This is a genomic window from Aequorivita marina (assembly GCF_031631895.2).
Classification (GTDB): Bacteria; Bacteroidota; Bacteroidia; order Flavobacteriales; family Flavobacteriaceae; genus Aequorivita; species Aequorivita marina.
On record NZ_JAVMBW020000003.1, the window covers coordinates 117,454 to 143,709 of the forward strand.

Annotated in this window: 23 protein-coding genes; 10 read left to right on the forward strand and 13 right to left on the reverse strand. The window is 38.8% G+C overall.

Annotation, left to right across the window (positions count from 1 at the left end; translation table 11 throughout):
- Window positions 1–14: 14 nt before the first annotated feature.
- From QPK98_RS06290 to QPK98_RS06310, 5 genes are all read right to left on the reverse strand, one after another.
- Window positions 15–344, reverse strand: coding sequence for a hypothetical protein (locus QPK98_RS06290; RefSeq protein ID WP_310992239.1), 330 nt, complete (start codon window positions 342–344; stop codon window positions 15–17).
- Between the two features lie 546 nt (window positions 345–890).
- A complete protein-coding gene (locus QPK98_RS06295) occupies window positions 891–2,429 on the reverse strand; it encodes a bifunctional metallophosphatase/5'-nucleotidase (protein WP_310992240.1) in 1,539 nt (512 codons plus the stop codon).
- A complete protein-coding gene (locus QPK98_RS06300; RefSeq protein ID WP_310992241.1) occupies window positions 2,430–3,293 on the reverse strand; it encodes a hydroxymethylglutaryl-CoA lyase in 864 nt (287 codons plus the stop codon). It abuts the gene before it with no gap.
- A gap of 63 nt (window positions 3,294–3,356) precedes the next feature.
- Window positions 3,357–3,971 carry a LysE family translocator gene (locus QPK98_RS06305; protein WP_310992242.1) on the reverse strand — a complete coding sequence of 205 codons (615 nt, stop codon included), beginning with the start codon at window positions 3,969–3,971 and terminating at the stop codon, window positions 3,357–3,359.
- 85 nt (window positions 3,972–4,056) lie between these two features.
- Window positions 4,057–5,094: a quinone-dependent dihydroorotate dehydrogenase gene (locus QPK98_RS06310; RefSeq protein ID WP_310992243.1), complete on the reverse strand. Its 1,038-nt coding sequence runs from the start codon at window positions 5,092–5,094 to the stop codon at window positions 4,057–4,059.
- A 355-nt stretch (window positions 5,095–5,449) separates the two neighbouring features.
- Here QPK98_RS06310 and pepT point away from each other — a divergent pair, with 355 nt between their 5' ends.
- Window positions 5,450–6,712, forward strand: a complete 1,263-nt coding sequence (pepT, locus tag QPK98_RS06315) for a peptidase T (RefSeq protein ID WP_310992244.1) — start codon at window positions 5,450–5,452, stop codon at window positions 6,710–6,712.
- A gap of 82 nt (window positions 6,713–6,794) precedes the next feature.
- Here the strand turns inward: pepT and yajC are convergent, their stop codons facing one another.
- The 4 genes from yajC to QPK98_RS06335 form a co-directional block, all read right to left on the reverse strand.
- Window positions 6,795–7,085, reverse strand: a complete 291-nt coding sequence (yajC, locus tag QPK98_RS06320; protein WP_310992245.1) for a preprotein translocase subunit YajC — start codon at window positions 7,083–7,085, stop codon at window positions 6,795–6,797.
- 39 nt (window positions 7,086–7,124) lie between these two features.
- Window positions 7,125–7,595 carry a DUF1573 domain-containing protein gene (locus QPK98_RS06325; RefSeq protein ID WP_310992246.1) on the reverse strand — a complete coding sequence of 157 codons (471 nt, stop codon included), beginning with the start codon at window positions 7,593–7,595 and terminating at the stop codon, window positions 7,125–7,127.
- 55 nt (window positions 7,596–7,650) lie between these two features.
- On the reverse strand, window positions 7,651–8,595 hold the full coding sequence (gene nusB, locus QPK98_RS06330) for a transcription antitermination factor NusB (protein ID WP_310992247.1): 945 nt from the start codon (window positions 8,593–8,595) through the stop codon (window positions 7,651–7,653).
- Between the two features lie 88 nt (window positions 8,596–8,683).
- Window positions 8,684–9,781 carry a Glu/Leu/Phe/Val family dehydrogenase gene (locus QPK98_RS06335; RefSeq protein ID WP_310992248.1) on the reverse strand — a complete coding sequence of 366 codons (1,098 nt, stop codon included), beginning with the start codon at window positions 9,779–9,781 and terminating at the stop codon, window positions 8,684–8,686.
- 214 nt (window positions 9,782–9,995) lie between these two features.
- On the opposite strand from QPK98_RS06335, the gene QPK98_RS06340 reads away from it, so the two are divergent.
- From QPK98_RS06340 to QPK98_RS06355, 4 genes are all read left to right on the forward strand, one after another.
- On the forward strand, window positions 9,996–11,753 hold the full coding sequence (locus tag QPK98_RS06340; protein ID WP_310992249.1) for an ABC transporter ATP-binding protein: 1,758 nt from the start codon (window positions 9,996–9,998) through the stop codon (window positions 11,751–11,753).
- Window positions 11,754–11,819: 66 nt separating this feature from the next.
- Window positions 11,820–12,215, forward strand: coding sequence for a PUR family DNA/RNA-binding protein (locus QPK98_RS06345; RefSeq protein ID WP_310992250.1), 396 nt, complete (start codon window positions 11,820–11,822; stop codon window positions 12,213–12,215).
- A gap of 177 nt (window positions 12,216–12,392) precedes the next feature.
- The gene (locus QPK98_RS06350) at window positions 12,393–14,021 is read left to right on the forward strand and encodes a phytoene desaturase family protein (protein ID WP_310992251.1); all 1,629 of its coding nucleotides are present in this window, start codon (window positions 12,393–12,395) and stop codon (window positions 14,019–14,021) included.
- A 297-nt stretch (window positions 14,022–14,318) separates the two neighbouring features.
- The gene (locus QPK98_RS06355) at window positions 14,319–15,944 is read left to right on the forward strand and encodes a SulP family inorganic anion transporter (RefSeq protein ID WP_310992252.1); all 1,626 of its coding nucleotides are present in this window, start codon (window positions 14,319–14,321) and stop codon (window positions 15,942–15,944) included.
- Here the strand turns inward: QPK98_RS06355 and QPK98_RS06360 are convergent.
- The 3 genes from QPK98_RS06360 to QPK98_RS06370 all read right to left on the reverse strand — a co-directional run bounded on the left by QPK98_RS06360 (window position 15,941) and on the right by QPK98_RS06370 (window position 17,173).
- Entirely contained in the window at window positions 15,941–16,450 is a 510-nt protein-coding gene (locus QPK98_RS06360; protein ID WP_310992253.1) for a DUF6265 family protein, read from the reverse strand. The genes QPK98_RS06355 and QPK98_RS06360 overlap by 4 nt on opposite strands.
- A gap of 83 nt (window positions 16,451–16,533) precedes the next feature.
- On the reverse strand, window positions 16,534–16,872 hold the full coding sequence (locus tag QPK98_RS06365) for a tRNA-binding protein (RefSeq protein WP_310992254.1): 339 nt from the start codon (window positions 16,870–16,872) through the stop codon (window positions 16,534–16,536).
- Complete coding sequence (locus tag QPK98_RS06370; RefSeq protein ID WP_310992255.1) at window positions 16,862–17,173, reverse strand: phosphoribosylpyrophosphate synthetase; 312 nt, start codon at window positions 17,171–17,173, stop codon at window positions 16,862–16,864. Before QPK98_RS06370 ends, QPK98_RS06365 begins: the two co-directional genes overlap by 11 nt.
- A 597-nt stretch (window positions 17,174–17,770) precedes the next feature.
- On the opposite strand from QPK98_RS06370, the gene QPK98_RS06375 reads away from it, so the two are divergent.
- The 5 genes from QPK98_RS06375 to QPK98_RS06395 all read left to right on the forward strand — a co-directional run bounded on the left by QPK98_RS06375 (window position 17,771) and on the right by QPK98_RS06395 (window position 23,675).
- The gene (locus QPK98_RS06375) at window positions 17,771–18,244 is read left to right on the forward strand and encodes a Fur family transcriptional regulator (RefSeq protein WP_310992256.1); all 474 of its coding nucleotides are present in this window, start codon (window positions 17,771–17,773) and stop codon (window positions 18,242–18,244) included.
- Window positions 18,245–18,250: 6 nt separating this feature from the next.
- Entirely contained in the window at window positions 18,251–19,525 is a 1,275-nt protein-coding gene (locus tag QPK98_RS06380; RefSeq protein ID WP_310992257.1) for an adenylosuccinate synthase, read from the forward strand.
- 127 nt (window positions 19,526–19,652) lie between these two features.
- Window positions 19,653–21,386: an OstA-like protein gene (locus QPK98_RS06385; RefSeq protein ID WP_310992258.1), complete on the forward strand. Its 1,734-nt coding sequence runs from the start codon at window positions 19,653–19,655 to the stop codon at window positions 21,384–21,386.
- A gap of 931 nt (window positions 21,387–22,317) precedes the next feature.
- On the forward strand, window positions 22,318–22,908 hold the full coding sequence (locus QPK98_RS06390; protein ID WP_310992259.1) for an O-methyltransferase: 591 nt from the start codon (window positions 22,318–22,320) through the stop codon (window positions 22,906–22,908).
- 71 nt (window positions 22,909–22,979) lie between these two features.
- Window positions 22,980–23,675 (forward strand): ABC transporter ATP-binding protein, encoded by a 696-nt coding sequence (locus QPK98_RS06395; protein ID WP_310992260.1) that lies wholly within the window; start codon window positions 22,980–22,982, stop codon window positions 23,673–23,675.
- 1,133 nt (window positions 23,676–24,808) lie between these two features.
- Here QPK98_RS06395 and QPK98_RS06400 read toward each other — a convergent pair.
- A complete protein-coding gene (locus QPK98_RS06400; RefSeq protein ID WP_310992261.1) occupies window positions 24,809–26,209 on the reverse strand; it encodes an exopolysaccharide biosynthesis polyprenyl glycosylphosphotransferase in 1,401 nt (466 codons plus the stop codon).
- Window positions 26,210–26,256 lie beyond the last annotated feature (47 nt).

A 26,256-nucleotide genomic window follows, 5' to 3' on the forward strand; every position in this document is an offset into this window, starting at 1 on the left:
ATAGTGTTTTATAATTAAGAATAGAATGGTGGTGCGCGAAGCTGGGTATTGGTTATTACAAAGGAGTGAAACTGAAGAGAAGCAAAGCTTACTTCAGTTTTTGTAGGGATTGTTGGTAGTGAAAAGTCTGGGTACTTAAGTATGTCGTAGTTGAACGATGTTGAATGAAAATGATAAATATCACATTTCACAACTGTTTCATGCATATGAGTACTATTCTCATTACAAGCAATGTGCTCATGCCCCTCGAACATATGGAAAAACTGTATGGCAGTAGGTAACATTAAAGCTGCAAAGAGCAATAATGCGGCTATGTTTTTGCCAAGTTGTTTTTTAGAATCCATTATACCCGTTAATTTCGGAAGCGCAAAATAAAGAATAATTATTGAATTAGAGCTATCCTTGAGTAGGATAATTTTAAGCGAGTTTTCAAATTTCTTGATTTCAATCTATTTTAAAGTAGTATTTGAAGGAAAAACAAAACTTAAGTATTAGACTATTTTCCAGTTTTAGGTTGCCTCTATTCCAAAGGCTAAATCCACCAATAAAAATCAATTATCTGTGCGCTACTATTAGGCTATTGAAGCTTTTTTGTTAATTACATCACGCTATTGAAATGACAACTTGGGTTTAATACAAAAGAGTTGGCTTAATCAACAAAGCCTAATTATCAATCTATTCGAAATCAAGTATTACGCCTTTTACGTAGCGACCTTAAGCCTTAGTCGGACACGGCTACCTTTTTTAGTTCTAAATTGAATTAGGCTAAAGTCCGTGGCAACAGGAAAACACATGATGTTCAGAACAAAACAACAGTTTCAATTCACTTTGGGGTAATATGAGAGAAATACAAGCTAAGGGCTTATGTAGTTTTTTAACGTCCTTCTGTATTATTTAAGCGAACTTAGATAAGCAATAATGGCTTTTCTGATATCCCCAGCGGTTTCCTTTTCTACGGGTTTATATACTTTTTTAACTTCTGGGTTTTCGGGAGTTAGAAAAGGAATATCGAGACCTTTTAGCAAGAAGTCGCTAATCGCAATTTTATAGGTTTTTTTATCACGAATAATTTTACCATTCATTTTCCACGTACCACCTTGGGCTCGAGAAATGTTGTAACGCTGTAAGTAAGCTCCTTCTCCACTACTTGCTTGTCCGTAATCTAAAACCTTTTTTAAGAGGCTACCCTTTAAATCAACTTTTAATACACTCCCTCCAAAAGGCAGAATTCTAAAAATATCGGTACTAGTTAAATCGCCAACCAAACGGTCATCTATCCTAATAGAGCCGCCATTTACTATAGCTCCAGCTACCTTGTCTTGATATGAATATGCCATAGAGCGTGCAATGAGCTCACCTAAATTGGTTTGTTTGCTACGGCTTGCTTTATCGGTTCCGTCTAAAGGTATTTTTGCAGTGTAAATAACGGCATTGGGGTCGTCAATTACTTCCTTAAGCTCTTGATCAAGTAGGTCTGTCCATTTGTTGACCACACGCTCCACTTTTGCTGAAGACGCTATTTTATCTGTAACCATCATTACTTCCGAATCAATATACAAGTGCTTGGTTCGCAAGTCGTAAATAATGCTATGGATATAAATACTTTTTGCATTGGCGTCTGCTTTTGCAATTAGCGTTCTACCTTCTTTTTCAAGCATATTAAAATGCTCGTGCCCTCCCATGATTAGTGGTAAGGTTCTAATTCGTTTCGCAATCTCTATATCTTGGTCAATGGCAACGTGGGTTAGGCCCACAACAAAATCAGATTTTTGGATGGCAAGGTCATAGGCGCGTTTGGCATTATCATAAATATCGCCATAATAAACGTATTCTTTTGGGTTGCTAGGTAGGGTAACTCCAAAAACACCAAACTTCATTTTATTTCCATCTGCATCCATAGCATCAAAGGTAGAATAGTCTGAGGTAGGAACACTGGAGTAGTCCCATTTTGTGCTAAAAGGTTCCACATTTCCATCTTCCGTTACATGACGCACGTTTGCCGAGGTCCATGTAAATTTTGACTCGTTTAATCGTTTTTGCAAATCTTCTTCACTAAGGTCAAATTCGTGGTTTCCGAAAGTAACCAAGTCAATTTCCATCGCGTTGAGCACATCAATCATTTGCTTGCCATTTACGCGTTCGCCATCAACTTTTAAGGTACCCAATAAGGAGGGGTTTAGAAAATCGCCTGCCAGAAACAAATAAGTGTTTGGATATTTGGCTTTGATAGAATCACGAATATGGGCAACCCGTGCCAGCCCGCCATATTCGCCGCCATTTAAAGGTGCAATTTCATACACGTCGTTCATCTGGACAAACTTGAGCGTAACTACGCCAGCTCCTTTTACTGGATCTTCCGGTGCAATTTTAAGTATTTCGCAACCCGTTAAAAAATAACCCGCTAAAACTAAAAGTAAAAAATTTTTCATTTAATGATATTTAGTAAAAATCTTTGTTGCTTCGTTGTGCGCGCTCTCAAAGGACATCGGGTCTATATTGCATGAAATTTTCCCAGCTGTAAAATAGCTGAGCATTTTTTCTGTAGGCATATTTCCCGTTAATTCATCTTTTGCCATCGGACAACCTCCAAAACCTTGTATGGCGCCGTCAAACCTTCTGCAGCCCGCTTTATAAGCTGCATCTACTTTTTCGTGCCACGCACTTGGAGTGGTGTGTAAATGCGCACCAAATTCGATATGGGGATATTTAGGGATCAAGTTACTAAATAAATATGAAATAATATCAGGCGTTGATGTACCAACGGTATCACTCAAAGAAAGTATTTTCACCCCCATTGCAGAAAGCTTCTCGGTCCACTCCCCTACTATTTCAACACTCCATGGATCTCCATATGGATTGCCAAACCCCATAGAAAGATAGGCTACTACTTCTTTATTATTTTTATGGGCTAGGTTTAATACCTGCTGAAGTATCACCAAGGACTCTTCAATTGTTTTATGAGTGTTTCGCATCTGAAAGTTTTCAGAAATAGAAAAAGGATACCCCAAATAATCAATCTCAGGGTGTTTTACAGCATCTTCGGCGCCGCGCACATTGGCAATTATGGCCAGCAATTTGCTATCGGTTCCCGAAAGATCTAGCTCCGAAAGCACTTGAGCCGTGTCTTTCATCTGTGGAATTGCTTTTGGAGAAACAAAGCTGCCAAAATCTATGGTATCAAATCCACAGCGCAATAAGGCCTGAATATATTTTACTTTTTCTGAGGTCGGAATCCAGTCCTTAATGCCTTGCATGGCATCTCGAGGACATTCTATTATTTTTACGTGTTGCATCGGTTCAAAGATAGCAATTCCTACGCAGGCAGAAATATTTCGATTTTAAAAAATAACAAAAAGCTACGGCAGCAATATAAAAACTGCAATCCCAACAAAAACTAATATTTGAAGCCATTTTAAAACAAGGCCCATATTCTTCCATTCTAAAAGTAAAGTCGAAATTCTACCCGCAGCCAATGCGATGGCGCTAAAAGTAAGAAAGGAAACAGTCATAAAGGTTATGCCCAAAACATAAAATTGAACGACAGTGTTTCCGTCTTTATCCCAAAGAAAACCAGGAAAAAATGCTAAAAAGAAGATCATCACTTTCGGGTTAACTAAGTTCATGATCACACCGGTTTTAAAAAGTTTTAAATAAGACTTCCTTGGTGCGTTTTCTGTCAGTGAAACATGTTCATCACTTTTATACACGGTGTATGCCAAATACAATAAATAGCAAGCACCCAAAACTTTTATAGCGTAAAAAAGTTGGTCTGAAGCCGTAATAATTGCAGAAATCCCAAACGCCAAAAGCGTAGTGTGAACAATGCAACCGCTAATTAATCCGGCGGTAGTAGCAATGCCACTTTTGGTGCCATTGGCCAAAGATTGAGTAAGCACATAGATGTTATCCGGCCCAGGAGAGATGGCCAGCGCGAGGGTTGCAATTGAGAAAGAAATTAAGGTTTCAATCATGCTGGAATGTTAGTTAGGTCTGAGACTTGAGGCGGGAGAAGCTCTAAATGAAATTGAATGTTCCAGATTTTTCGTTACCTTATTGTTATACCTCGCTATTCAAAATTGCCTTGTTTATATCACGAATTAACCCTGGACCTTCATATACAAAACCAGTGTAAAGCTGTACCAAACTTGCGCCGGCATTGAGTTTTTCTAAAGCATCTTCGCCAGAATGTATTCCGCCAACGCCAATAATTGGAAAGGCTTTATTGCTTTTTTCCGAAAGAAAACGAATAACCTCAGTAGCTCTTTTAGTCAAGGGTTTTCCGCTTAAACCACCCATTTCCTTCTTGTTTTCTGAAGAAATACCTTCGCGTGAAATGGTTGTATTGGTAGCAATAACCCCATCAATTTTTGTGGTTTGAACAATCTCTATAATGTCTACAAGTTGTTCATCGGTTAAATCGGGGGCAATTTTTAGAAGTATTGGCTTTCGTTTTTCTTTTAAATCATTTTTATCTTGAAGTGTTTTCAGCAAATCTGTCAATGGTTTCTTTTCCTGTAAAGCCCTTAGATTTGGTGTGTTTGGAGAACTTACGTTTACCACAAAATAATCTACGCAGTCAAAAAGTGCCTCAAAGCAAGTTATATAATCATTAACCGCATCTTCATTTGGAGTCACTTTGTTTTTCCCAATGTTTCCACCAATTAAAACCCGTCCTTTATTACCAATTTTGGCATTCTTCTTTAATCTTTCAACAGCTTCTTTTACCCCTCCGTTGTTAAACCCCATTCTATTGATAATCGCCGAATCTTCTTTTAAACGGAACAATCGCGGCTTTTCATTTCCGGCTTGTGGTTTTGGCGTTACGGTACCTATTTCAATAAAACCGAAACCCAGATTAGAAAGCTCCTTATATAACTTGGCATCTTTATCAAAACCAGCTGCAAGACCAACAGGGTTTGGAAATTTTAATCCAAAAAGCTCGCGTTCCAATTTCGGGTTTTCAACTTTGTAAATACGTCGAAAAGCTCCAGCCATTCCAATTTTTTTGAAAAACCGAAGCAATGAAAATGTGAAATAATGAATCTTTTCAGGATCAAAACTGAAGAATATTGGGCGGATAATGTTTTTGTACATAGCTGAAAGATATTTGGCAAAAGTACCACTAAAGGCATGAATTTCTACGGAATTACATTAAATATTATCTTCTTTCGGAATACATAATGCTTTAAATATTTAGTAACTTTGAAGAGCAAATTAAATTGCGAATCCTATTTAAAAAAGCACAAAACATCCAACTTTAAAACTTGTAAATTACTACGTATAAAGCGGATGCACACTTGAAGACTGAAAACACGTTTAAAATTGCGAATACAGAAAACCGATTAATCAAGACTTATAATAGGCTAGGTAAAAGTTGACAGTGTATGCACCGACCTTTTGAAATAATTACAAACAAACACCAGAAACAGAAAAACGATTACCATAAATTATGATTGAAAAACAACACATTATTGATCGCTTTAAAGGCTACATTACCATTGACACGGAAAGTGACCCAAATAGCGATACTACGCCAAGTACTGAAAAACAATGGAATCTTGCCAACAAGCTTGCGGAAGAGTTAAAGGAAATAGGCATGGAAGATGTTAGCATTGACGAAAACGCCTATATTATGGCAACTTTGCCCGCAAATGTTTCGCATGAGGTTCCTGTAATTGGATTTGTTTCGCATTTTGATACCTCACCAGATTTTACGGGTGCAAACGTAAACCCACAAATCATTGAAAATTACGACGGAAAGGATATTGTCCTCAACAAGGAACAAAATATCATTCTCTCTCCAGATTATTTTGAAGACCTCCTGCTTTATAAAGGCAAAACCCTTATCACAACCGATGGCACCACACTTTTAGGAGCCGATGATAAAGCTGGAATTACCGAAATAGTTTCAGCCATGGAATACCTTATTCAGCATCCTGAAATTAAACACGGAAAAATTCGCGTAGGTTTTACTCCAGATGAAGAAATTGGTCGCGGTGCTCATAAGTTTGATGTTGAAAAATTTGGCGCGGCATGGGCTTATACCATGGACGGCAGCCAAGTGGGCGAATTAGAATACGAAAACTTTAACGCTGCCGGAGCGGTAGTGACCATTAAAGGAAAGATCGTTCATCCGGGTACCGCAAAGGGAAAAATGGTAAACAGCGTTTATATTGCTACCGATTTTATCAATTCGTTACCTAGGCTTGAAACTCCAGAACATACTGAAGGCCGCGAAGGCTTTTTCCACCTTCATACTATAGAAGGTTCTGTAGACGAAACGAAACTCCAATATATTGTTCGCGACCACGATAAAAACCAATTTGAGGCGCGTAAAGAAATGATGGAGCAGCTTGCAACAGAGCTAAACGAGCAACATGAAGGCGAAGTAGTATCGGTTGAAATCAAGGATCAATATTTTAATATGCGCGAGAAGATTGAGCCAGTAATGCATATTGTAAAAATTGCCAAACAAGCTATGGAAGACGCCAATATAGAAGCCATCATCAAACCCATACGCGGCGGAACAGATGGTTCGCAGCTAAGCTATATGGGGCTGCCTTGTCCCAATATATTTGCCGGCGGCCATAACTTTCATGGCAGGTATGAGTACGTGCCAGTAGAGAGCATGCAAAAAGCAGTGGAGGTTATTGTTAATATTGCACAGATAACTGCAACGGATCTTTCAAAGTTTAAGAAAGAAGAGGCCTAAACAAATCTCAAATACAATCCATAAAGAAACTCCCTCAACTAGTAAATAGCGAGGGAGTTTTTATAAAAAAAGGAACAATTTACTATTTCTTTTCTTTTGCCGGGGCGTTTAGCTTTGCTGTTTTCTCCATAGAGATTGCAGCTCGTTCAAACTTCTGCTTTCCGGCACCGCTTTCAATGATGCAAGTTCCGTCATCATGAAGGTCTAAAACCTTTCCGTGAAGCCCTCCATTTGTAATAACCTTGTCACCCTTTTTCAATTGGGCGGCAAATTGTTTTTCTTGTTTGGCTTTTTTCATTTGCGGACGTATCAAAAAAAGATACATCACTGCAAACAATAATATAATAGGTAAAAAACTTTGAATTTGTTCCATAGCAATAATTTATTCCTAAGTAGTTAAAAATTTAGGAAGTTAAGATTTTACTGGAGCTGCTGCACCTCCTTTAGGAGTCACAAAAGCTTTAATTGTTAAGGTTTCAGCACCTTTTTCAGTGTTTGCTGTAATGGTTACCGTTTTACTAACTTGGTTTTGACCACTACCATTAAACTTTACCAGCATTTCACCAGACTCACCCGGTGCAACAGGCTCTTTGGTATATTCTGGAACAGTACAGCCGCAACTACTCTTTGCGTTTACAATCATAAGCGGAGCATCACCTGTATTTTTAAACTTAAAAACATGCTCTACATTGGTTCCTTTATCTATGGTTCCAAAATCAAACTGTTCCTCTTCAAATGTCATTACTGGAAACTTTCCGGATTCTGCATCGCGATCTGCCGCTGCAGCTACGTTTTCTTCATTTACTTTATCTGCCGCATTATCTTTACAAGAAGAGAAAGCGAAAACAGACAAAATAGCAACTAGTAAAATTGATTTTTTCATAATAAATAAGATTTTTTGTGTTTTTAGCAGGGCAAAAATAAGGATTATTTTACTCTTACTGAAGTCCGCGCCCAATTTTATTAAGCTCTCCAGTCTCGGAGAACTCCTTTACAATCTTGTCTAAAATTCCATTGACAAAAATACTGCTTTTAGGAGTTGAATATTCTTTTGAGACTTCCAAGTACTCATTTATACTTGCTCTAACCGGAATGGATGGAAAGTACAGAAACTCAGCTATACCCATTTTAAGAATTATCAAATCTAAATCTGCAATCCGTTCTTGATCCCAATTTGGCGTCTTTCCGGCTATATGCTCATTGAGCTTTTCCTCATTTAAAATCACCTTTCTAAAGAGTTGAAGAGCATATTCCCGATCCTCTTCATTTTTATATAGTCTAGGCGTTAATAAAGCGGAAGCATTATCTTCTGAAAGTTTGCCCAACATTTTTACAATAGCCGTATTTACCAACGGGAAATCGTCAATCCAGGTTAGGCGTTTGTCTTCAAGGTACTCGTAAAGTTTATCATTAGGAGCAATTACTTTCTTAAAAACCGAAACTACAAAATCGCGATCTTCTTTGAAGGTAGTTTCTTTTTTGTCAAGATAGGTTTTATACCATTCTAGAGCTCGCAGTTCATTAAAAATTATGGTAGGATATTCATCATCAAGAGCCCAATAATTGAGGTTTCTTTTTTCTATAGCATCAGAAAAGGCAGTGTTTTCTGTGATAATCTGCAATACTTTATTGTCAATAAAAGTCCTACTTGGGTTTTTTTCCTTGGCTGTTGCCAGATGTTTCTTTTGAGAGCGTGTAAGAAAAACCTCCGCTTGGTCTTGAACGGCAAGCAGCAATTGTATCATTAAAAGGTATAGGTCCTGCATTTGCCCAATACTGTGGTGCAAAAACTTTTCCTGAATATCAATATTTGGATTTTCTGTCTGTTTATAGGCATAAACTGATTGTAAAACTTTTACGCGGATATGTCTTCTTGTAAGCATATAATTTTAAAAGAACAGGTTTTAAAAGAAACAACGCACAGAACAATTTCTGTGCGCTGCAAAGATAGTGTTTTCAGAAAAACGAAGCCTATTTTTTATTTTTTCTTGCGTCAATTCTCGCTTGCGCTATATTATATGCAGCGGCGTAGCTTGTAATCTGGTCTGAATCTGCTTTTTTAAGAATCTCAAGCGTGGTGTTATAGATGTTCTCTGTCTTGCGAATAATCTCTTTTCGATCATAATTTTCAAGTTCAGCATACACGTTTATAATTCCACCAGCATTTATAAGGAAGTCGGGCGCATAAACAATTCCCTTTTCCCGAAGCATTTGTCCGTGCTTGCTCTCCTCGGCCAGTTGATTGTTAGCTGCACCTGCAACCACTTTTGTTTTTAACTGGCTAATGGTAGTATCATTAAGCGTAGCACCTAAAGCACATGGAGCATAGATATCCATTTCTTCGGCATAAATATTGTCTCCTTCATAAATATTAACGTTGTATTTGTCGCGCACTTCTTCTAATCGCTCTCTGTTGATATCAGAAATGTAAACTGTTGCGCCTTCATTGGTAAGGTTTTCTACCAAACCTTCGCCTACGTTTCCGATTCCCTGCACGTAAACAACTTTTCCTTCAAGCACATCGCTTTCAAAGGCGTATTTAGCAGCTGCTTTCATTCCCATAAAAACACCATAAGCCGTAATTGGCGATGGATTTCCTTTACCACCTTTCGCTTCAGAAATACCAGTTACATAAGGGGTAACGGTACGTACCAAATCCATATCTGATGTTGCCATTCCAACATCTTCGGCTGTAATATATTTTCCTCCAAGAGAATGTACAAATTCGCCAAACTTCAGCATTAATTCGGGTGTTTTTTGAGTTTTCGCATCTCCTATCAAAACTGCTTTCCCACCACCGAGGTTTAAGCCCGTAATTGCACTTTTATACGTCATACCGCGCGAAAGACGAAGCACGTCATTCAAGGCCTCCCACTCGCTGTCATAATTCCACATTCTAGTACCACCCAAAGCTGGCCCTAAAACGGTGTTATGAATACCAATTATTGCTTTTAATCCAGTATCTTTGTCGTTGCAAAAAACAATTTGCTCGTGATTGTCAAAAGACATTTGACCGAAAACCGGATCTATTTTATGTAGTTCACTCGTATTGATTACCTCTGATGTCATAGCTATTTTATTATATTATTGATCTTCTAAAAAGACGGTGCAAAAATAGCCATTTGTTAGTAATCCCGCAAAGTAAAGACCACTAATTTAAGAATTTAAAAAACCCGTTTCTCCATTTTAATTAAACATAACAGCTGCTTTATTTTTTTGAATAAACAATATCTTTTAAGCTTCTTGCTTATTACTATTTTAAAATGTGAAACACATATTGTAAATGAAAGAATTAAAATATCTAAATAAATATTTTTTAAAATACAAAGGGCGTCTGCTTCTCGGTGTTTTTATTACTATTATCGCCACGGTGTTTAAATTAGTAGTGCCTATGAAAATTGGGGACTCCGTAACCATAATAAAACAGTACCTAAGTAACCAAGTAACAGACTTAGCCCTTGTAAAGCACGAATTACTAATCAACATTCTTTTATTATTAGGCGCAGCATTGCTTTCGGCCTTGTTTACCTTTATTATGCGGCAAACCTTTATTGTAGCGTCAAGATATGTAGAGTACGACCTTAAAAACGAGGTTTTTAAACACTACGAACAGCTCTCTCTAGGTTTTTACAAACAAAATCGTACAGGCGATTTAATGAACAGGATTAGCGAAGACGTCTCTAAAGTGCGAATGTATGTTGGCCCGGCATTAATGTACAGCATTACCACCGTAACACTTTTTGTTGTGGTTATTAGCTATATGTTTTACAAAGCCCCAACCCTAACCCTCTATGCTATTGCACCATTGCCCATACTTTCTGTGGCCATTTATAAACTAAGTGTACTCATCAATAAACGCACTACTGTGGTACAACAATACCTATCTAAACTCACCACGTTTACCCAAGAGAGTTTTAGCGGTATTGCCGTGATAAAAGCCTATGGAACTGAGATCAGAACCAATGCCAATTTTGAAGAACTTGCCGAGGGCAGTAAAACTAAGAACGTAGACCTTGCAAAGGTGCAGGCCTTATTCTTTCCGTTAATGATGTTATTGATTGGTGTGAGCAACATCCTGGTAGTTTATATTGGAGGTACGCGATATATAAACGGACAGATAGCTGAATTTGGAACCATCGTTGAATTCTTGATTTATGTAAACATGCTCACTTGGCCCGTAGCGGTTGTAGGCTTTGTGGCTTCCATGGTACAGCAAGCGGAAGCCTCGCAAAAAAGAATTAATGAATTTTTACAGACGCAGCCAGCAATTAAAAACCTGACAAAAGAAAACACTCCGGTAAAAGGTGAGATTGAATTTAAGGATTTGAGCTTCACCTATCCCGACACGGGCATCACGGCGCTTAAAAAAGTTTCATTTTCTGTGAAACCTGGCGAAACATTGGCGATTGTAGGGAATACCGGTTCGGGAAAATCGACGATTCTGGAGCTTATTGGTCGGCTTTATGACGTTGAGGAGGGCATGCTGAATATTGATACAACCCCTATCAAAAAATTAAATTTAGAAGATTTGCGCGAAAGCATAGGTTATGTGCCGCAGGATGCTTTTCTCTTTAGCGATTCGCTTCGGAACAACATCCGGTTTGGAAAAGAAAAAGCTACAGAAGAAGAAGTAATTGAAGCCGCAAAAAACGCTGTGGTACATGAAAATATAATTGGTTTTTCAAAAGGCTACGACACGGTTCTGGGCGAACGCGGAATAACATTAAGCGGAGGACAAAAACAAAGAGTTTCCATTGCTAGGGCCATTATTAAGGATCCACAAATTTTATTGTTTGACGACTGCCTTTCAGCAGTAGATACCGAAACCGAAGAGGAAATACTAAACAACCTACAAAAAATATCTAAAGACAAGACTACCCTGATTGTTAGCCATAGAATCTCTTCAGCAAAACACGCCACAAAAATAATTGTATTAGATGAAGGCGAAATAATTCAGCAAGGAACACATAATCAATTGGTAAATGCGGAGGGCTACTACAAGGAATTGTATGCCAAACAGCTTTTGGAAAAAGAAATGTAATTTTTACCTTGGCTTATTTGGATTTTTTTTGGATTTTTGGCGAAACCTAAGTAAAATATAGAAATTATGAGTGACCACAAAGTGATGGGGCAAGAAGAAATATTTTCAAAAGTTATGCGTGCTGGAAGACGCACCTACTTTTTTGATGTAAGATCAACAAAGGCGGGAGATTACTACCTTACTATTACCGAAAGCAAGAAGTTTACAAACGATGATGGCTCGTATCATTACAAAAAGCATAAAATCTATCTTTACAAGGAAGATTTTCACGAATTTAAAGACAACCTTGCCGAAATGATAGACTATATTATTGACGAGAAAGGCGAAGAAGTAATAAGCGAAAGACACCAAAAAGATTTTAAAAAAGAAACTGACGAACAGCCTAGCGTTGCCGAAACTACCCAACAAACGGCAGGTACAGATACCACTTCGTTTACCGATGTAAAGTTTGACGATATATAAATAAATGGCGCAGGAAGCATAAAGATTTAAACCTTTTAAGCAGAACGTCTTAATTTTACACACAAGACCAAAACCGGATCAGTAAACACTGATACCGGTTTTTTATTTTCAAAAATGAAGGCTGGTCTATTAAGTTTGTTTAATTTACATCTTTAAAATTTTCCGTACACACAAACAATGGCCAAAAAACCCTACCAAACCTATAAGCCAAACCTAGACTTTTCTGGGTTGGAGCACATTGTTGTTGGTAGTGGAATGGGTGGTTTAACGGTTGCCACTTGGCTTGCGAAGGCAGGAAAAAAGGTTGCAATTTTTGAACAGCATTACGTTCCCGGGGGTTTTACACATAGTTTTAAGCGGAAGGATGGCTTTCAATGGGATGTTGGCGTGCATTATGTTGGCAATATGGCCAAGGGAAATTCCCTTCGGAGCTTTTTCGATTTTTTAACCGATGGAAAACTGGAGTGGGAATCCATGGGCAGTATTTATGACGTTGCGAATATTGGCGGCACCGAGTATATTTTTAAAGCGGGAAAGGAAAACTTCAGAAAACAACTTATCACTTATTTTCCAGCGGAAGAAAAGGCAATTGACACTTACCTAAAACTCATAGAAAAATCGAATAAACGCGGCAGTGGTTTCTTTTTCGAAAAAGTATTCGAGCCATGGTTTAGCAAGGCGGTTGGTTGGATTTTCAAGAAAAGATATTCAAATTTTTCAAAGCGAAGTACGTGGCAAGTCTTAAACAAGATTACCAACAACAAAAGGTTAATTGCCGTGCTCTGCTCTCAATGCGGCAATTACGGATTATCGCCTAAAAACAGCAGTTTTGCAGCCCATGCAATGGTAATTGGCCATTTTATGGAAGGCGGATATTACCCCGTTGGAGGATCGGACCAGATTTGCCAAAAAACCCTTGAAGTTTTTATCGCACATGGCGGTAAAACATACATTAATGCCGAAGTAGATAAAATAGTAACCAACAAGAAACGCGTTACGGGAATAGAGATAAACAAGAACTTTATTCCCTGCAAAAGTGTAATTAGCAATGTTGGGGTAAACAACACCTTTAATCATTTACTTACAGAAGCAGATCGCGAAACCTGCAATTTCAATCTAAAAAATGTCCCACCTGCCAGCGCACACATCTGCCTATACCTTGGGCTAAACAAGTCTAGCGAAGCTTTAAACCTGCCAAAGAGTAATTTGTGGTTTTACAAACACGACGATATAGATGAAATCTTTGAGAATGCAAACCTTGAGAATGCCCCAAGTAATTTTGCGTACATCTCGTTCCCTTCTGCCAAAGACCCTGAATGGGAAGTCAAAAACCCAGGCACAACCACAATCCAAGCAATCTCTATTGGGAATATAGAATGGTTTAAAAGCTATAAGAAGTCTAAATGGATGAAACGCGGCAAGGAATACGAAAAGCTTAAAAATGATTTTGAAACGCAAATGTTAGGTGTTTTATATAAATTTTACCCACAGATTAAAGGAAGTATCGTCACTTCAGAAGTATCTACCCCACTATCTACCAAAAATTTCACCAATTATAAAAGCGGGGAAATCTACGGCGTAGCGCATTCCCCCGAAAGATTTAAACTTTCCTTCTTAAGACCTAAAACAAAGATAAAAGGCTTGTTCCTAACGGGGCAAGACATTACTTTAGTTGGAGTTGCGGGAGCTATGCTATCGGGCCTGCTTTGCGCTACTACAATATTAAAATTTAATTCTTGGAAGATTTTTAAGGAAATAGGGCAATTTAAAAACCAGCGTCATGAACAAAACAAGACGGCCGAATAAATCTAAAGCAGCAAAACCACATTCAAATTTGCATTGGAAACTGTGATTATGTGAAAAGTCCATCTAGCCCCAATAAGAAAACAGTAAATTGGTAGCTGTTTTAATTACTATCCCACCTAAATTCCTATTGATTAAGCTTCACAAATAACTAAAAAACAAGGAGATATGTTTATTTAAGCAGACAATATAGACGTTCTTTTTTATCTCAAAAACCTACTTTGAATTGCTCTTAATTTATAATCTTTCAACTATTTTAAAAAATACTATATTTGCCGCCGTTTAAAAAATCAACCAAAAATGCTCACTAAAACAATCCAAAACTTTACCCAGAACCCAAAAAACGATATTTTATCTGGTCTTACCGTTGCTTTGGCCTTAGTGCCCGAAGCGGTAGCCTTTGCCTTTGTAGCCGGTATTGACCCACTAGTGGGGTTATACGGTGCTTTTATTATGGGTATTGTAACCGCTCTTTTCGGTGGCCGCCCAGGTATGATATCTGGGGCAACTGGAGCAATGGCAGTTGTAATGGTTCATTTAATACAAAAAGGAAATGAAGTAGGCCTAGCCTTGGCGGAACCGGTGGAGTATCTTGGCCTGCAATGGCTTTTTATAACGCTTTTGTTTGTTGGTGCCATTCAAATAATGGCAGGCGTGTTTAAGCTGGGTAAATTTGTAAGGCTTATCCCCCACCCGGTAATGATGGGCTTTGTAAACGGTTTGGCTATTGTTATTTTTCTTTCTCAACTCGGTCTTTTTAAAGAAAGTCGCGGCACGGTTCCACAATGGCTCACAGGCATGGATCTATGGATAATGCTGGCTTTGGTTGGGGTAACCATGGCCATTATGTTTGGTTTGCCCAAGCTCACCAAAAAACTTCCCGCTGCCTTAATTGCCATTATAGTTGTAGCCTGTATCACCATTTTTGGAGGCCTTGATGTAAGCACCGTTGGTTCTTTTATTCGCGACGGGGGCGGTAGCGGTTTAAAAGGCTCCCTACCCGTATTCCAAACTCAGATATTTGGATTTATTGACACTTTAAGCGGTCATTGGGACTTAATACTTTCAACCGCATTTTTACTTGCGGCAGTTGGTTTAATTGAATCTTTAATGACCTTAAACCTAATAGATGAAATGACCGAGACTCGAGGTAGCGGAAATCGTGAATGTGTAGCTCAAGGAGGCGCTAATATGCTTAACGGACTCTTTGGAGGAATGGGAGGCTGTGCCATGATCGGGCAGTCTATTATTAACGTGAGTTCTGGGGGTCGCGGCAGACTTTCGGGCGCTACAGCTGCCATTGCACTCTTGTGTTTTATACTTTTTGGCGCACCATTAATTGAGCAAATACCAATAGCTGCACTGGTTGGGGTGATGTTTATGGTAGTAATTGGAACATTTGCCTGGAGTAGTTTCCGAATTTTACACAAAATACCGCTAGCAGATGCTATTGTATTAATAACCGTATCAGCCGTAACCGTTTGGCAAGATCTTGCAGTGGCCGTTTTGGTTGGCGTTATCATGAGTGCCCTTGTGTTTGCTTGGAAAAGCGCAACTCGAATTCGCGCCCGAAAACGTGTTAAAGAAGACGGTACAAAGGTTTATGAAATCTGGGGACCCTTATTTTTTGGTTCTACTACCACTTTCAACAGTAAGTTTGAAGCATCAACCGATCCCGATAAAATAGAAATCGACTTTATCGAATCTAAAATATCAGACCATTCGGGGGTAGAAGCAGTGCGAAACATCGCCAACAAATACATGGACCTAGGCAAGGAAATTAGACTTACTCACCTAAGCCCAGACTGTAAAGCATTACTTTTAAAGTGGAACCCAGAATTTGAAAGCATTATAAAAGATTCAGTTGAAGATCCGCGCTATTACGTGGTTACCGACGTCTTAGACTCAGAAACATATAATTCCTAAGGTTTTTTTGAAAAATAAAAATCAATTTTTTTAGACTTATTATTTACCGGGCCTTCAATCCACGCGTGAAGCGAATCTTTTTTAGGGTTAGTATAAACAATTCGCTTTGGGAAGTCATGGTTTTTATTTTCAAAAGTAAACGCATCATTTTCTGAAGTTTTAAATTGAAATGTCACTGGCGCCGAGCCTTTTTTATTTGCATTAGCAACGGTTAAAATTAAACGCGTTCCCTTTTCTTCTAAGGCCATTGTTTCGGCAAAAACCGTTTCGCCTTCTACTTCTGTAAAGCTGAAACCGGTAAACGTGCTGTCATTTTCTTTAGACCAAGTTTCTTGCGAAAACTCCTCTCCCGCCTCATTGATCCATGTACCCAAAAGCCAATCTAATTGTGCTATTTTTTTATAATCTTTATTAAGGCGAGTGTTTTCAGAAGCTTCACTTTCATTGTTATTTTTACAAGCATAAAACAATACTGGAAGCAGGAGGAGAATAAATAATTTTTTCATAAAATAATGTAATGAATACAAGCCTAAGTATTTAGGCACAACAGCCTTAAAGTTCTTATACCTAAGTTACGCCCAAGTGGGTGTTATAAAATTCGCAACCCATTTTCAACGGGTTTATCTGTTTTTAGCAGAGTAACATTTTTTCCTTCAACAGCCCCTAAAACAAGACATTCGCTCATAATATTAGCTATTTGTTTCTTCGGAAAATTAACGACGGCAACCACTTGTTTCCCCACTAACTCTTCTTTATTATAAAGCGAAGTAATCTGAGCGGAGGTTTTACGGCGTCCAATTTCATTTCCAAAATCTATTAACAATTGATAGGAAGGGTTTCGAGCTTCAGGAAAATCATTGACATCAACAATTGTTCCCACTCGCATTTCAACCTTTTCAAAATCAGTCCACGAAAGATTACTGGTCATGATGGATACGTAGTTTTTTTATCATTTCGGGAGAAATTTCGCCCTGATCTGCTCCATAAGCATCTACAAGAAGGCCTTTTTCTCCGTCGTGTGTTTCTATTAAATACAAAATAGTATTGTCGCCAGGATTGGTCATTCCTTCAAACCGATAAAACTTCACCACGTCTAAATCGCCAGCCTTCCATTTCTTCTTTAGATTTTTAGATTCAATGCCTTCGCCAACAAGGTTAAAGTCTTCGGTAAAGCCATCTTCCTGTAAATCTTTAATGGCGACGGAAAGTGATGGATAAGAATTTTTCATAATTATTTGTTTAATGAATAAAGTTAACGGAGATAATCTGCAATGACAAAATTTTATAAAATCTTTAGTAAAACACATAGTCGGGTTCTACTGAGTTTTTAAGATACTTCGGCAAGCTATTAGTTTTACATATTATATTTACAGAAAGTTTAACCTTATTAAATTTTAGTCGTGTCCGACTAAGATATAAGACCGCTGCGCTGAAAGACATAAGACATAAGACTTGCTTTTTAATAGATTGAATACTAGATAAAATTGATTAAACATACTTTTTAATTGATAAATTTTGATGCTAAGTATAATAGCATGCTGTCATTAAATAAAAAATATTCTAATTGCCTATTATCTGTGACTCAACAAATTTTCTCACTCTTTTAATCGGACACTAATGATTAAATTTCTAAAAAAACCAAATCCTATCAGTTCGTTGCAATTTAGTCATTTCACTTTTTTTATATAACGAAGCAAAACTGGCTCTTAAAGCAGAGACTAATGCCTATAAATAAACTTGCCTTTTATATCTGTGTGGGAAACTATCTTTTTCTTTATATTGAACAAGGGAAGAACTAAAAATTGAGTAACTTTGCATCTTTCATTATGAGCTCAAAAACAGACACAAATAATCAAGCAATTGTAAAGAACGTTTTCACCGGTTTTCTTGAAGATAAAGGACACCGTAAAACGCCGGAACGCTATGCTATACTTCAGGAAATTTATGACCATGACGACCATTTTGATATTGAGTCGCTCTATATAAATATGAAGAATAAAAATTATCGTGTAAGCCGTGCAACCCTTTATAATACTATTGAATTGCTACTTGAATGTGGCTTGGTGCGAAAACATCAATTTGGCCAAAATCAAGCACATTACGAGAAATCATATTTTGATCGCAACCACGACCACGTAATTCTTGAAGACGGTGAGGTAATTGAGTTTTGCGATCCACGAATACACAGCATTAAAAAAACCATTGAAGAGGTTTTTAATATTGAAATAACCAACCATTCACTTTATTTCTACGGAAATAAGAAAAATCCCGAAGACAATTCAGACGGGAACAATTCCTAAAAAATTATGGCAGTAGATTTACTACTTGGACTACAATGGGGCGACGAAGGCAAAGGAAAAATTGTTGATGTCCTTACTAAAAACTATGATATTATCGCACGCTTCCAAGGCGGGCCAAACGCAGGGCACACCCTAGAGTTTGACGGAATTAAGCATGTTCTGCGAACCATCCCATCGGGGATTTTTCATAAAAACGCTACCAATGTTATTGGTAACGGGGTTGTTATGGATCCCGTTGTTTTTGTAAAAGAACTGGAAGGTTTAGACAAATACGGTCTTGATTACCGTAAAAACTTGATTATTTCAAGAAAAGCCCATATCATTCTACCCACACATCGCTTGTTAGACGCAGCTTCGGAAGCTTCAAAAGGGAAGGCTAAAATTGGCTCTACCCTTAAAGGCATTGGTCCAACGTATATGGATAAAACTGGTAGAAACGGTATCCGCGTAGGCGATTTAGAGCTTGAAAACTGGAAAGAAAAATATCGCGCTTTGGCAGATAAGCACGAAGCGATGATAGACTTCTACAATGTTGACGTGCAGTATGATCTCGCCGACCTTGAAACCGAGTTTTTTGCAGCTGTTGAAACACTGAAAACACTTCAGTTTATTGATAGTGAGGAATATTTACATCAAGCAAAAAAAGACGGAAAAACCATTCTGGCTGAAGGCGCCCAAGGCTCCTTGCTTGATATAGATTTTGGAACCTATCCGTTTGTAACCTCGTCCAATACTACCGCAGCAGGTGCTTGTACAGGTTTGGGTATTCCACCAAATCAGGTAAAAGACGTATTCGGAATATTTAAAGCCTATACCACCCGTGTAGGAAGCGGCCCTTTCCCTACTGAACTATTTGACGAAGTAGGTGAAAAAATGGCCAAGGTTGGAAATGAGTTTGGTGCCGTTACAGGACGCTCAAGACGTTGTGGATGGTTAGACTTGGTAGCCCTTCGCTATGCCGTGCAGGTAAATGGCGTAACCGAATTAATAATGATGAAAGCCGATGTACTTAGCGGATTTGAAACCCTAAAAATATGTACGGCCTATAAGTATAAAGGCGAAACTATTCAGCATTTACCATACAACATTGAAGCGGAAAACATTACACCAGTCTATACCGAAATGAAAGGTTGGAAAGCAGATTTAACTGGAATGAACGATATTTCGCAGCTGCCTAAAGCCCTACATGATTATATAGGTTACTTAGAAAAAGAACTGGAAGTACCTATTAAAGTTGTTTCGGTAGGACCCGATAGAAGCCAGACCATTCGCAGAGACTAATTTTTAGTTTAATCTTTCTTGATAGTGTTTTCAAAAAACCTTTTAAAGATTCGGTTTTAATACCATATTAAATACTAAAATTGGTGTAAGCGTAAAAATTGGAAGCTTCTTAAAACTAAAACAGCATTTGAAAGCAATTACGGTATATAATTTTTTGTTCCTTTTTCTTTTCCTCTTCGGATCAGTGCTCAATGCGCAGGAAAAGCAAAAAGTTGATATCCAATCGGGATATTTGGAAAGACGCCCAGAGTTTCCCGATGCGGCAATTTATACCAAAGACGAGACCGGTCAGGTTTACATTATCCATGAAGGTGTAGAAATGTGGTGCGATCAAGCTTTTGTGTATCTAAACAGCAATTTCGTAAAAGCTTATGGTGCCGTACGGATTACCCAAGGCGATACCATCTCCATGAATAGTAAATACGCGGAGTACAACGGCAACACTCAATTTGCCTTTGCCAGCGGCGATGTGGTATTGACCGAACCCAAAACTACCCTACAAACAGACACGCTTTACTTTGACCGTATTAAACAACAAGCCTACTACCGAACTGGAGGAACCGTGCGCGACACCGCAAGCGTTTTAACCAGTAAGGCAGGCAGATACTATGCCGAAAGTAAAAAGTATCAGTTTCTGTCTGACGTTAAAATTGTAAACCCCAAATATACCGTAAACAGCAACCAGCTCGATTTTTTTTCTGAAACGGGAGCAGCCTATCTTTTTGGACCATCTACTATTGTAAGCGAAACCAGTACAGTTTATTGCGAACGGGGTTATTACGACACCCGCGGCGACACCGGTTATTTTGTAAAAAATTCAAAAGTAGATTACGAAAACCGAACCCTTTATGGCGATAGTATTTATTTTGATCGGAATAAAAGCTTTGCTTCGGCAACCAATAACATTAAAGTATTAGACACTATTAATGAAAGTGTAGTCCGAGGGCATTATGCAGAAGTTTTCCGGGAAAAAGATTCGGTATTTATTACAAAAAGAGCTGTTGCCATTACTGTACGCGACAAAGATTCCATTTATGTACATGCAGATACGCTTCAGATAACCGGGAAACCTGAAGACAGGATCCTAAAAGGTTTTTACAGGGCCCGGATGTTTAAACCTGGTAAAAATGACGATGAACCAACAAGCGGGAAATGTGATTCCATTTATGTAAATGAGAAAAAGGGAATTACCAAACTCCTTCGAAACCCAGTGTTATGGAGTGGCGAAAACCAGATGACGGGCGACACCATTCATATTCTTGCCGATACCCTTACCGATAAGCTAGACACCTTAAAGGTTTTTAACAACGCATTTTTAGCACAGAAAGATAGTTTAGGGTATAATCAAGTAAAAGGAGAACGCCTTATCGGACTCTTTACCAACAACGAATTGGATACCGTCAACATTAATAAAAATACCCAAGTAATCTATTACTCCCGCAACGATGAGGAGGAATTGGTAGGTATCAACAACACCGTATCCAGCTCCATCCAAATGTATCTGGAAGAGCAACAAATTTCTGGGATACGCTTTATAAAAAAAGCCGATGGCAAAGTCTATCCACCATCTATGCTACCTGAAAATGCACGACTATTACCCGGGTTTCAATGGCGGGGAGAAGAGCGTTTATTGCGAGTAGAAGATTTATTTAAAGGAAAGCCAGCCCCTATTCTTCCAAAGATCACAGGCATTCCACTCCCTGAGGATGAAGGCCAATTTTTTGAAGAAATCCCTCCTGATGAAATGCAACTGCCCAAGGAGTCAAAACTCTCACCAAAAGATTTACAAAACCGTCCCGAGGATCCAAAACCTGAAACCCAGGAAATCCCAACTATCCCTGAATCGGGGAATGAAGAGTAATGTATGACGAGTGGTTACTGAGCCCTAGCCTCCTGAAAGGGAAATGGGTTCTGATGAATACAGAACAGCGATTACCTATTACTGACTACTGCTTTTTTTGGTTCTCCAATAAAATCGCGCCGAAGACCCCGAAGGGATGCCAATGGCAAAACCTACTCTAATCACCTCTAATCACCTCTAATCACCACAGAGGCACGGAGGGCACAGAGGGTTTTTGCAGTTTGGCTACTGATCACTGACTACTGACTACTGACTACTGACTTACTGACTACTGAAAGCGAGTCCCCCTAGCCCCTCGAGGGGGAATGCTTTGTTGCTTTCTAATGCTGCCAGCTATCCGCTAATCACCGCTAATCTCTAATCACCGCTAATCTCTAATCACCACAGAGGCACAGAGGACACAGAGGGTTTTTTGTAGTTTGACTACTGCCTACTGATTACTGACTACTGACCTACTGACTACTGAAAGCGAGTCCCCCTAGCCCCTCGAGGGGGAATGCTTTGTTGCTTTCTAATGCTGCCAGCTATCCGCTAACCTCTAATCACCACAGAGGCACGGAGGGCACAGAGGGTTTTTGCAGTTTGACTACTGATCACTGCCTACTGATTACTGATCACTGCCTACTGATTACTGATCGCTGCCTACTGATTCACTGATTTACTGACTACTGAACCCCGACTAACACACCTATCAATTATTTTCTATTTTTGCAATTAAAATTCACTTTTAATCCCCTAACTTACCCTTGTGATACACCAGACCAAAAGTTTTATAAAGTTCGTTAGACTCTCCAAGAACAAACACGGAGTGCATTCACCTTTTGTGTATGATCTGGTTACAAAATGCTTTAACGATAAAACCAAGTATCCTGAATACCAAACACTGAAATCGTACAGGAAAACCCTAAAATCTGACAAAACTTTAATCAACATGAAGGATTTTGGTCAAGGGTCTCGCGTATTTAAGGGGACAGCAAGAAAGGTGGCTGCCATCACCAAAACAGCAGGCATGAAAAAGAAGCGTCAAAAGTTGCTGTACAGGATGGGATATTACTTTATGGCCGAAAACATGCTTGAACTGGGTACCTCTGTTGGTCTTGGCACCGCGGCACTCTCACTTTCAAACAAGTATGCTTTTGTAAATACTGTGGAAGGATGCCCAAATACAGCAAGATTTGCTGCAGGTTATTTTGAAAATTTCGACTTTAAAAACATACAGATCCATCAAGAAACATTTAAAGACTACCTCAACAACCATACTGAGGAAAAATATGACTTGATATTTGTTGATGGGGACCACAACGGCGAACGCACCCTGGACTATTTTAAATCACTTTTAAAGAATGTCCACAATAATTCGTTAATCATTTTTGACGATATTTACTGGAGTAAGGATATGACTACAGCTTGGCAGAAAATCATAGCCCATGAAAAAGTTACCGTGAGTATTGACACGTTTCAATGGGGGATTGTATTTTTTAGAAAAGAACAGCCCAAACAGCATTTTACAATCCGTATATAGTTTTGTAATTTGAGTACTTCAATGTAACATCCCTTGTATCTTTACGTCTTATTAAGCATATTGGAAAATCTATGGATTTAGTTATTAAAATTAGAAATATTACTCGTGATTTCCCTTTGGGGCAAGAGGTAGTAAAGGTTTTAAAAGGAATTGATCTAAATATTGAACGCGGCGAATACGTAGCTTTAATGGGGCCCTCCGGCTCTGGAAAATCTACCCTGATGAACCTTTTAGGCTGTTTAGACACGCCTACTTCAGGCGATTACGAACTCAATGGCAAGAATGTTAGCAATATGACAGACGATGAATTGGCCGAAATCAGAAACAAGGAAATAGGCTTTGTCTTTCAAACTTTTAACCTCTTACCGCGAACCACTGCCCTAGAAAACGTAGCGCTCCCCATGATCTATGCAGGCGCCTCAAAAAGTGAGCGTACCGAACGCGCAAAACAAGTATTAACCAACGTTGGCCTTGCCGATAGAATGGACCATAAGCCCAACCAACTTTCTGGTGGGCAGCGCCAACGGGTAGCTGTGGGCAGAGCCTTGGTAAACAATCCTTCAATTATTTTAGCAGATGAGCCAACAGGAAATCTGGACTCTAAAACTTCGGATGAAATAATGAATCTTTTTAATGAAATCCATAATGCAGGAAATACGGTGATTTTGGTTACCCACGAAGAGGAAATTGCCGAAAATGCCCACCGAATTATTAGACTTCGAGATGGAGTGGTGGAAAGCGATACCAAGAAGGAAGTTGTGGGGTAGGTAATGTTTGAGGTTTTTGAATGTTGTGAAACTCTTTAGGCAGTGATCACCACAGAGGCACAGAGAGCACAGAGAGTTTTCTATAATCTAACTGGTGTAAATAGCACTCAAACCCACTACCCTCTACCCACTCCCCACTAATCACTCCCCACTAATCACCACAGAGGCACAGAGGACACAGAGGGTTTTTTGTAGTTTGACTACTGACCGCTAATCACCACAGAGGCACGGAGGACACAGAGAGTTGTTTGCAGTTTGACTACTGATCACTGACTACTGACTTACTGACTACTGACTATTGAAAGCGAGTCCCCCTAGCCCCCGAGGGGAATGGTTTGTTGCTTTCTAATACTGTCAACTATTAACTAATCACCACAGAGGCACAGAGGGCACAGAGGTTTTTTGTTATAAAAGTAACTCCCCGCCCAACTCCGCGTTACTCTGCGTGAACCCCATGAAATCGAAATCGAAATGAGAAATTTATTAGTCTAAACTTAAACCAACAGCCCAAGCCGTCCTGGTTTTTGATTCCCTTTAGTCTTGTTTCTTAAAAAATCACCACAGAGGCACAGAGAGCACAGAGGGTTTTTTGTTATAAAAGTACCACGCCAACTTAAATTAAAACAAAAAATCCGTGTGCGCTCCCCTCCTTTTTTCAGGGAGGGGTGGACGTCGTGGAAGGGTTTGTCTCTTTCAGCCAAAAGTTTAATCACGACGGACGGGGTGGGTTGGGAGAAATCGAAACCGAAATCGATCCCAACCACATCCTTTCACACCATCCCAAAAACTCAGCATAACTCCGCGCTACTCTGCGCCACACTCTGCGTAACGCTGCGTGAACCCCATGAAATTGAAATCGAAATTGAAATTGAAAGTCCTAAACATAAACCAATAGCCCAAGCTGTCCTGGTTCTTGATTCCCTTTAGTCTTGTTTATCAAATAATCACCACAGAGGCACAGAGGCACAGAGAAGGTTTTGTAAAACTCTTTACATACTTATGGTGAAAAATTACACTCAAAATTATAATGGAAACTGTGTACTGATTTACTGACTAATGAAAACTGACTACTGAATCACTGACTACTGAATCACTGATTACTGATTACTGAATCACTGATTACTGCGCATTGCCTACTGCCCTCGGAAGAAAATGATGGTACTCAAAGTTTTAACAACAATGGTAATATCCAGAAAAAAGCTTCGGTGCTTGATGTAATATAGGTCGTATTGCAGTTTTTCAAGTGAATCGTTTTTGTTTTGTCCATATTTCGCTTTTACTTGCGCCCAACCAGTAACTCCTGGTTTCACAAGGTGTCGCACTTCATAAAAAGGAATTTTCTCTATTAAGCCCGTTACAAATTCCGGACGTTCGGGTCTAGGGCCAATGACGCTCATCTCCCCTTTAATAACATTGAAGAATTGTGGAATTTCATCAAAACGAGATCTTCGTAAAAATCGCCCAAACTTCGTAACACGCTTATCTTTATGCTGTGCATATTGTGCACCAGTTTCTTCCGCATTTTTGACCATGGTTCGTAGCTTGTAAATTTTAAAGTGATTGCCGTTTTCACCAACTCGGGTCTGGGTATAGAATATGGCCCCTCTATTTCCTAAAACATTACCTATAATGATAAAAGGAGATATAAGAAGCCCGAATAGAAGACCGCAAACAGCAACAAAAAGATCCATGATTCTATTAAAAAACAAGTATAATTTGTTTTGGTTGCTTCGGCTAAACGGAAAATAACGGTAAAAATCACGTTCTACATACTGCACAGGAACCCGATGCGTTAATTCCTCATAAACCTGGGTGAATTCACGAATGGGAATACCGTATTCCAGTAATTTAATCAGTTGATTGTTTAGTTGAACGGTCATACCTTCTGAATTAGGAATGGCCACAACAATTTCTGAAATAGAATTAGACTCGGCAAAGCTTTCAATATCGGTAACTCCCACAACATCCGTTGGCTCTGTACTTGTTTTATCCGCTGTAATAAAATTAATATTTGAATTAAAATAACCTATAACGCGATAATTAGGATCGGAGCGCTGAAGCGACCCTACAATGATATTAACATCCTGTGTATTCGCTATCAATAAGACTTTTTTATAAAACCGCGGAGCCGAAATAAGGGTAATGTACGCATAGCGCCAAATGAGTATAGCTACGTTAATTGCCAGAAAGAAATAGACTATCTGCAATCTATTTGAAGGAAGCATAGGGGTATAAAACGGAGTCAATAAATAAACAAGAACTGTAACCGAAACCGTAACTATTACGTTTTTTACAACCACCTCAAACTTACTGGCCTTTTGTAGGTCATAAATTTCGAAAATTGTACCAAATAGAGTGATGTAAGCCGCAAGTACTATAGACCAGACCCAATGCTGTTCTGTGATTTTAAAGTAATCAAAATCAAAGGTTGTTCCAACTATGTACAGCAGAGAAAGTACACACGCAATATCCATTATTCGCAGAAGGACTTTCCGCTCAGAAATATCAAAATGGATACTATTCTTTTTGGTCATTTCTAGGTGTAGGTTATCAGTTTTAAATTATGGAGTACTTATTTGAC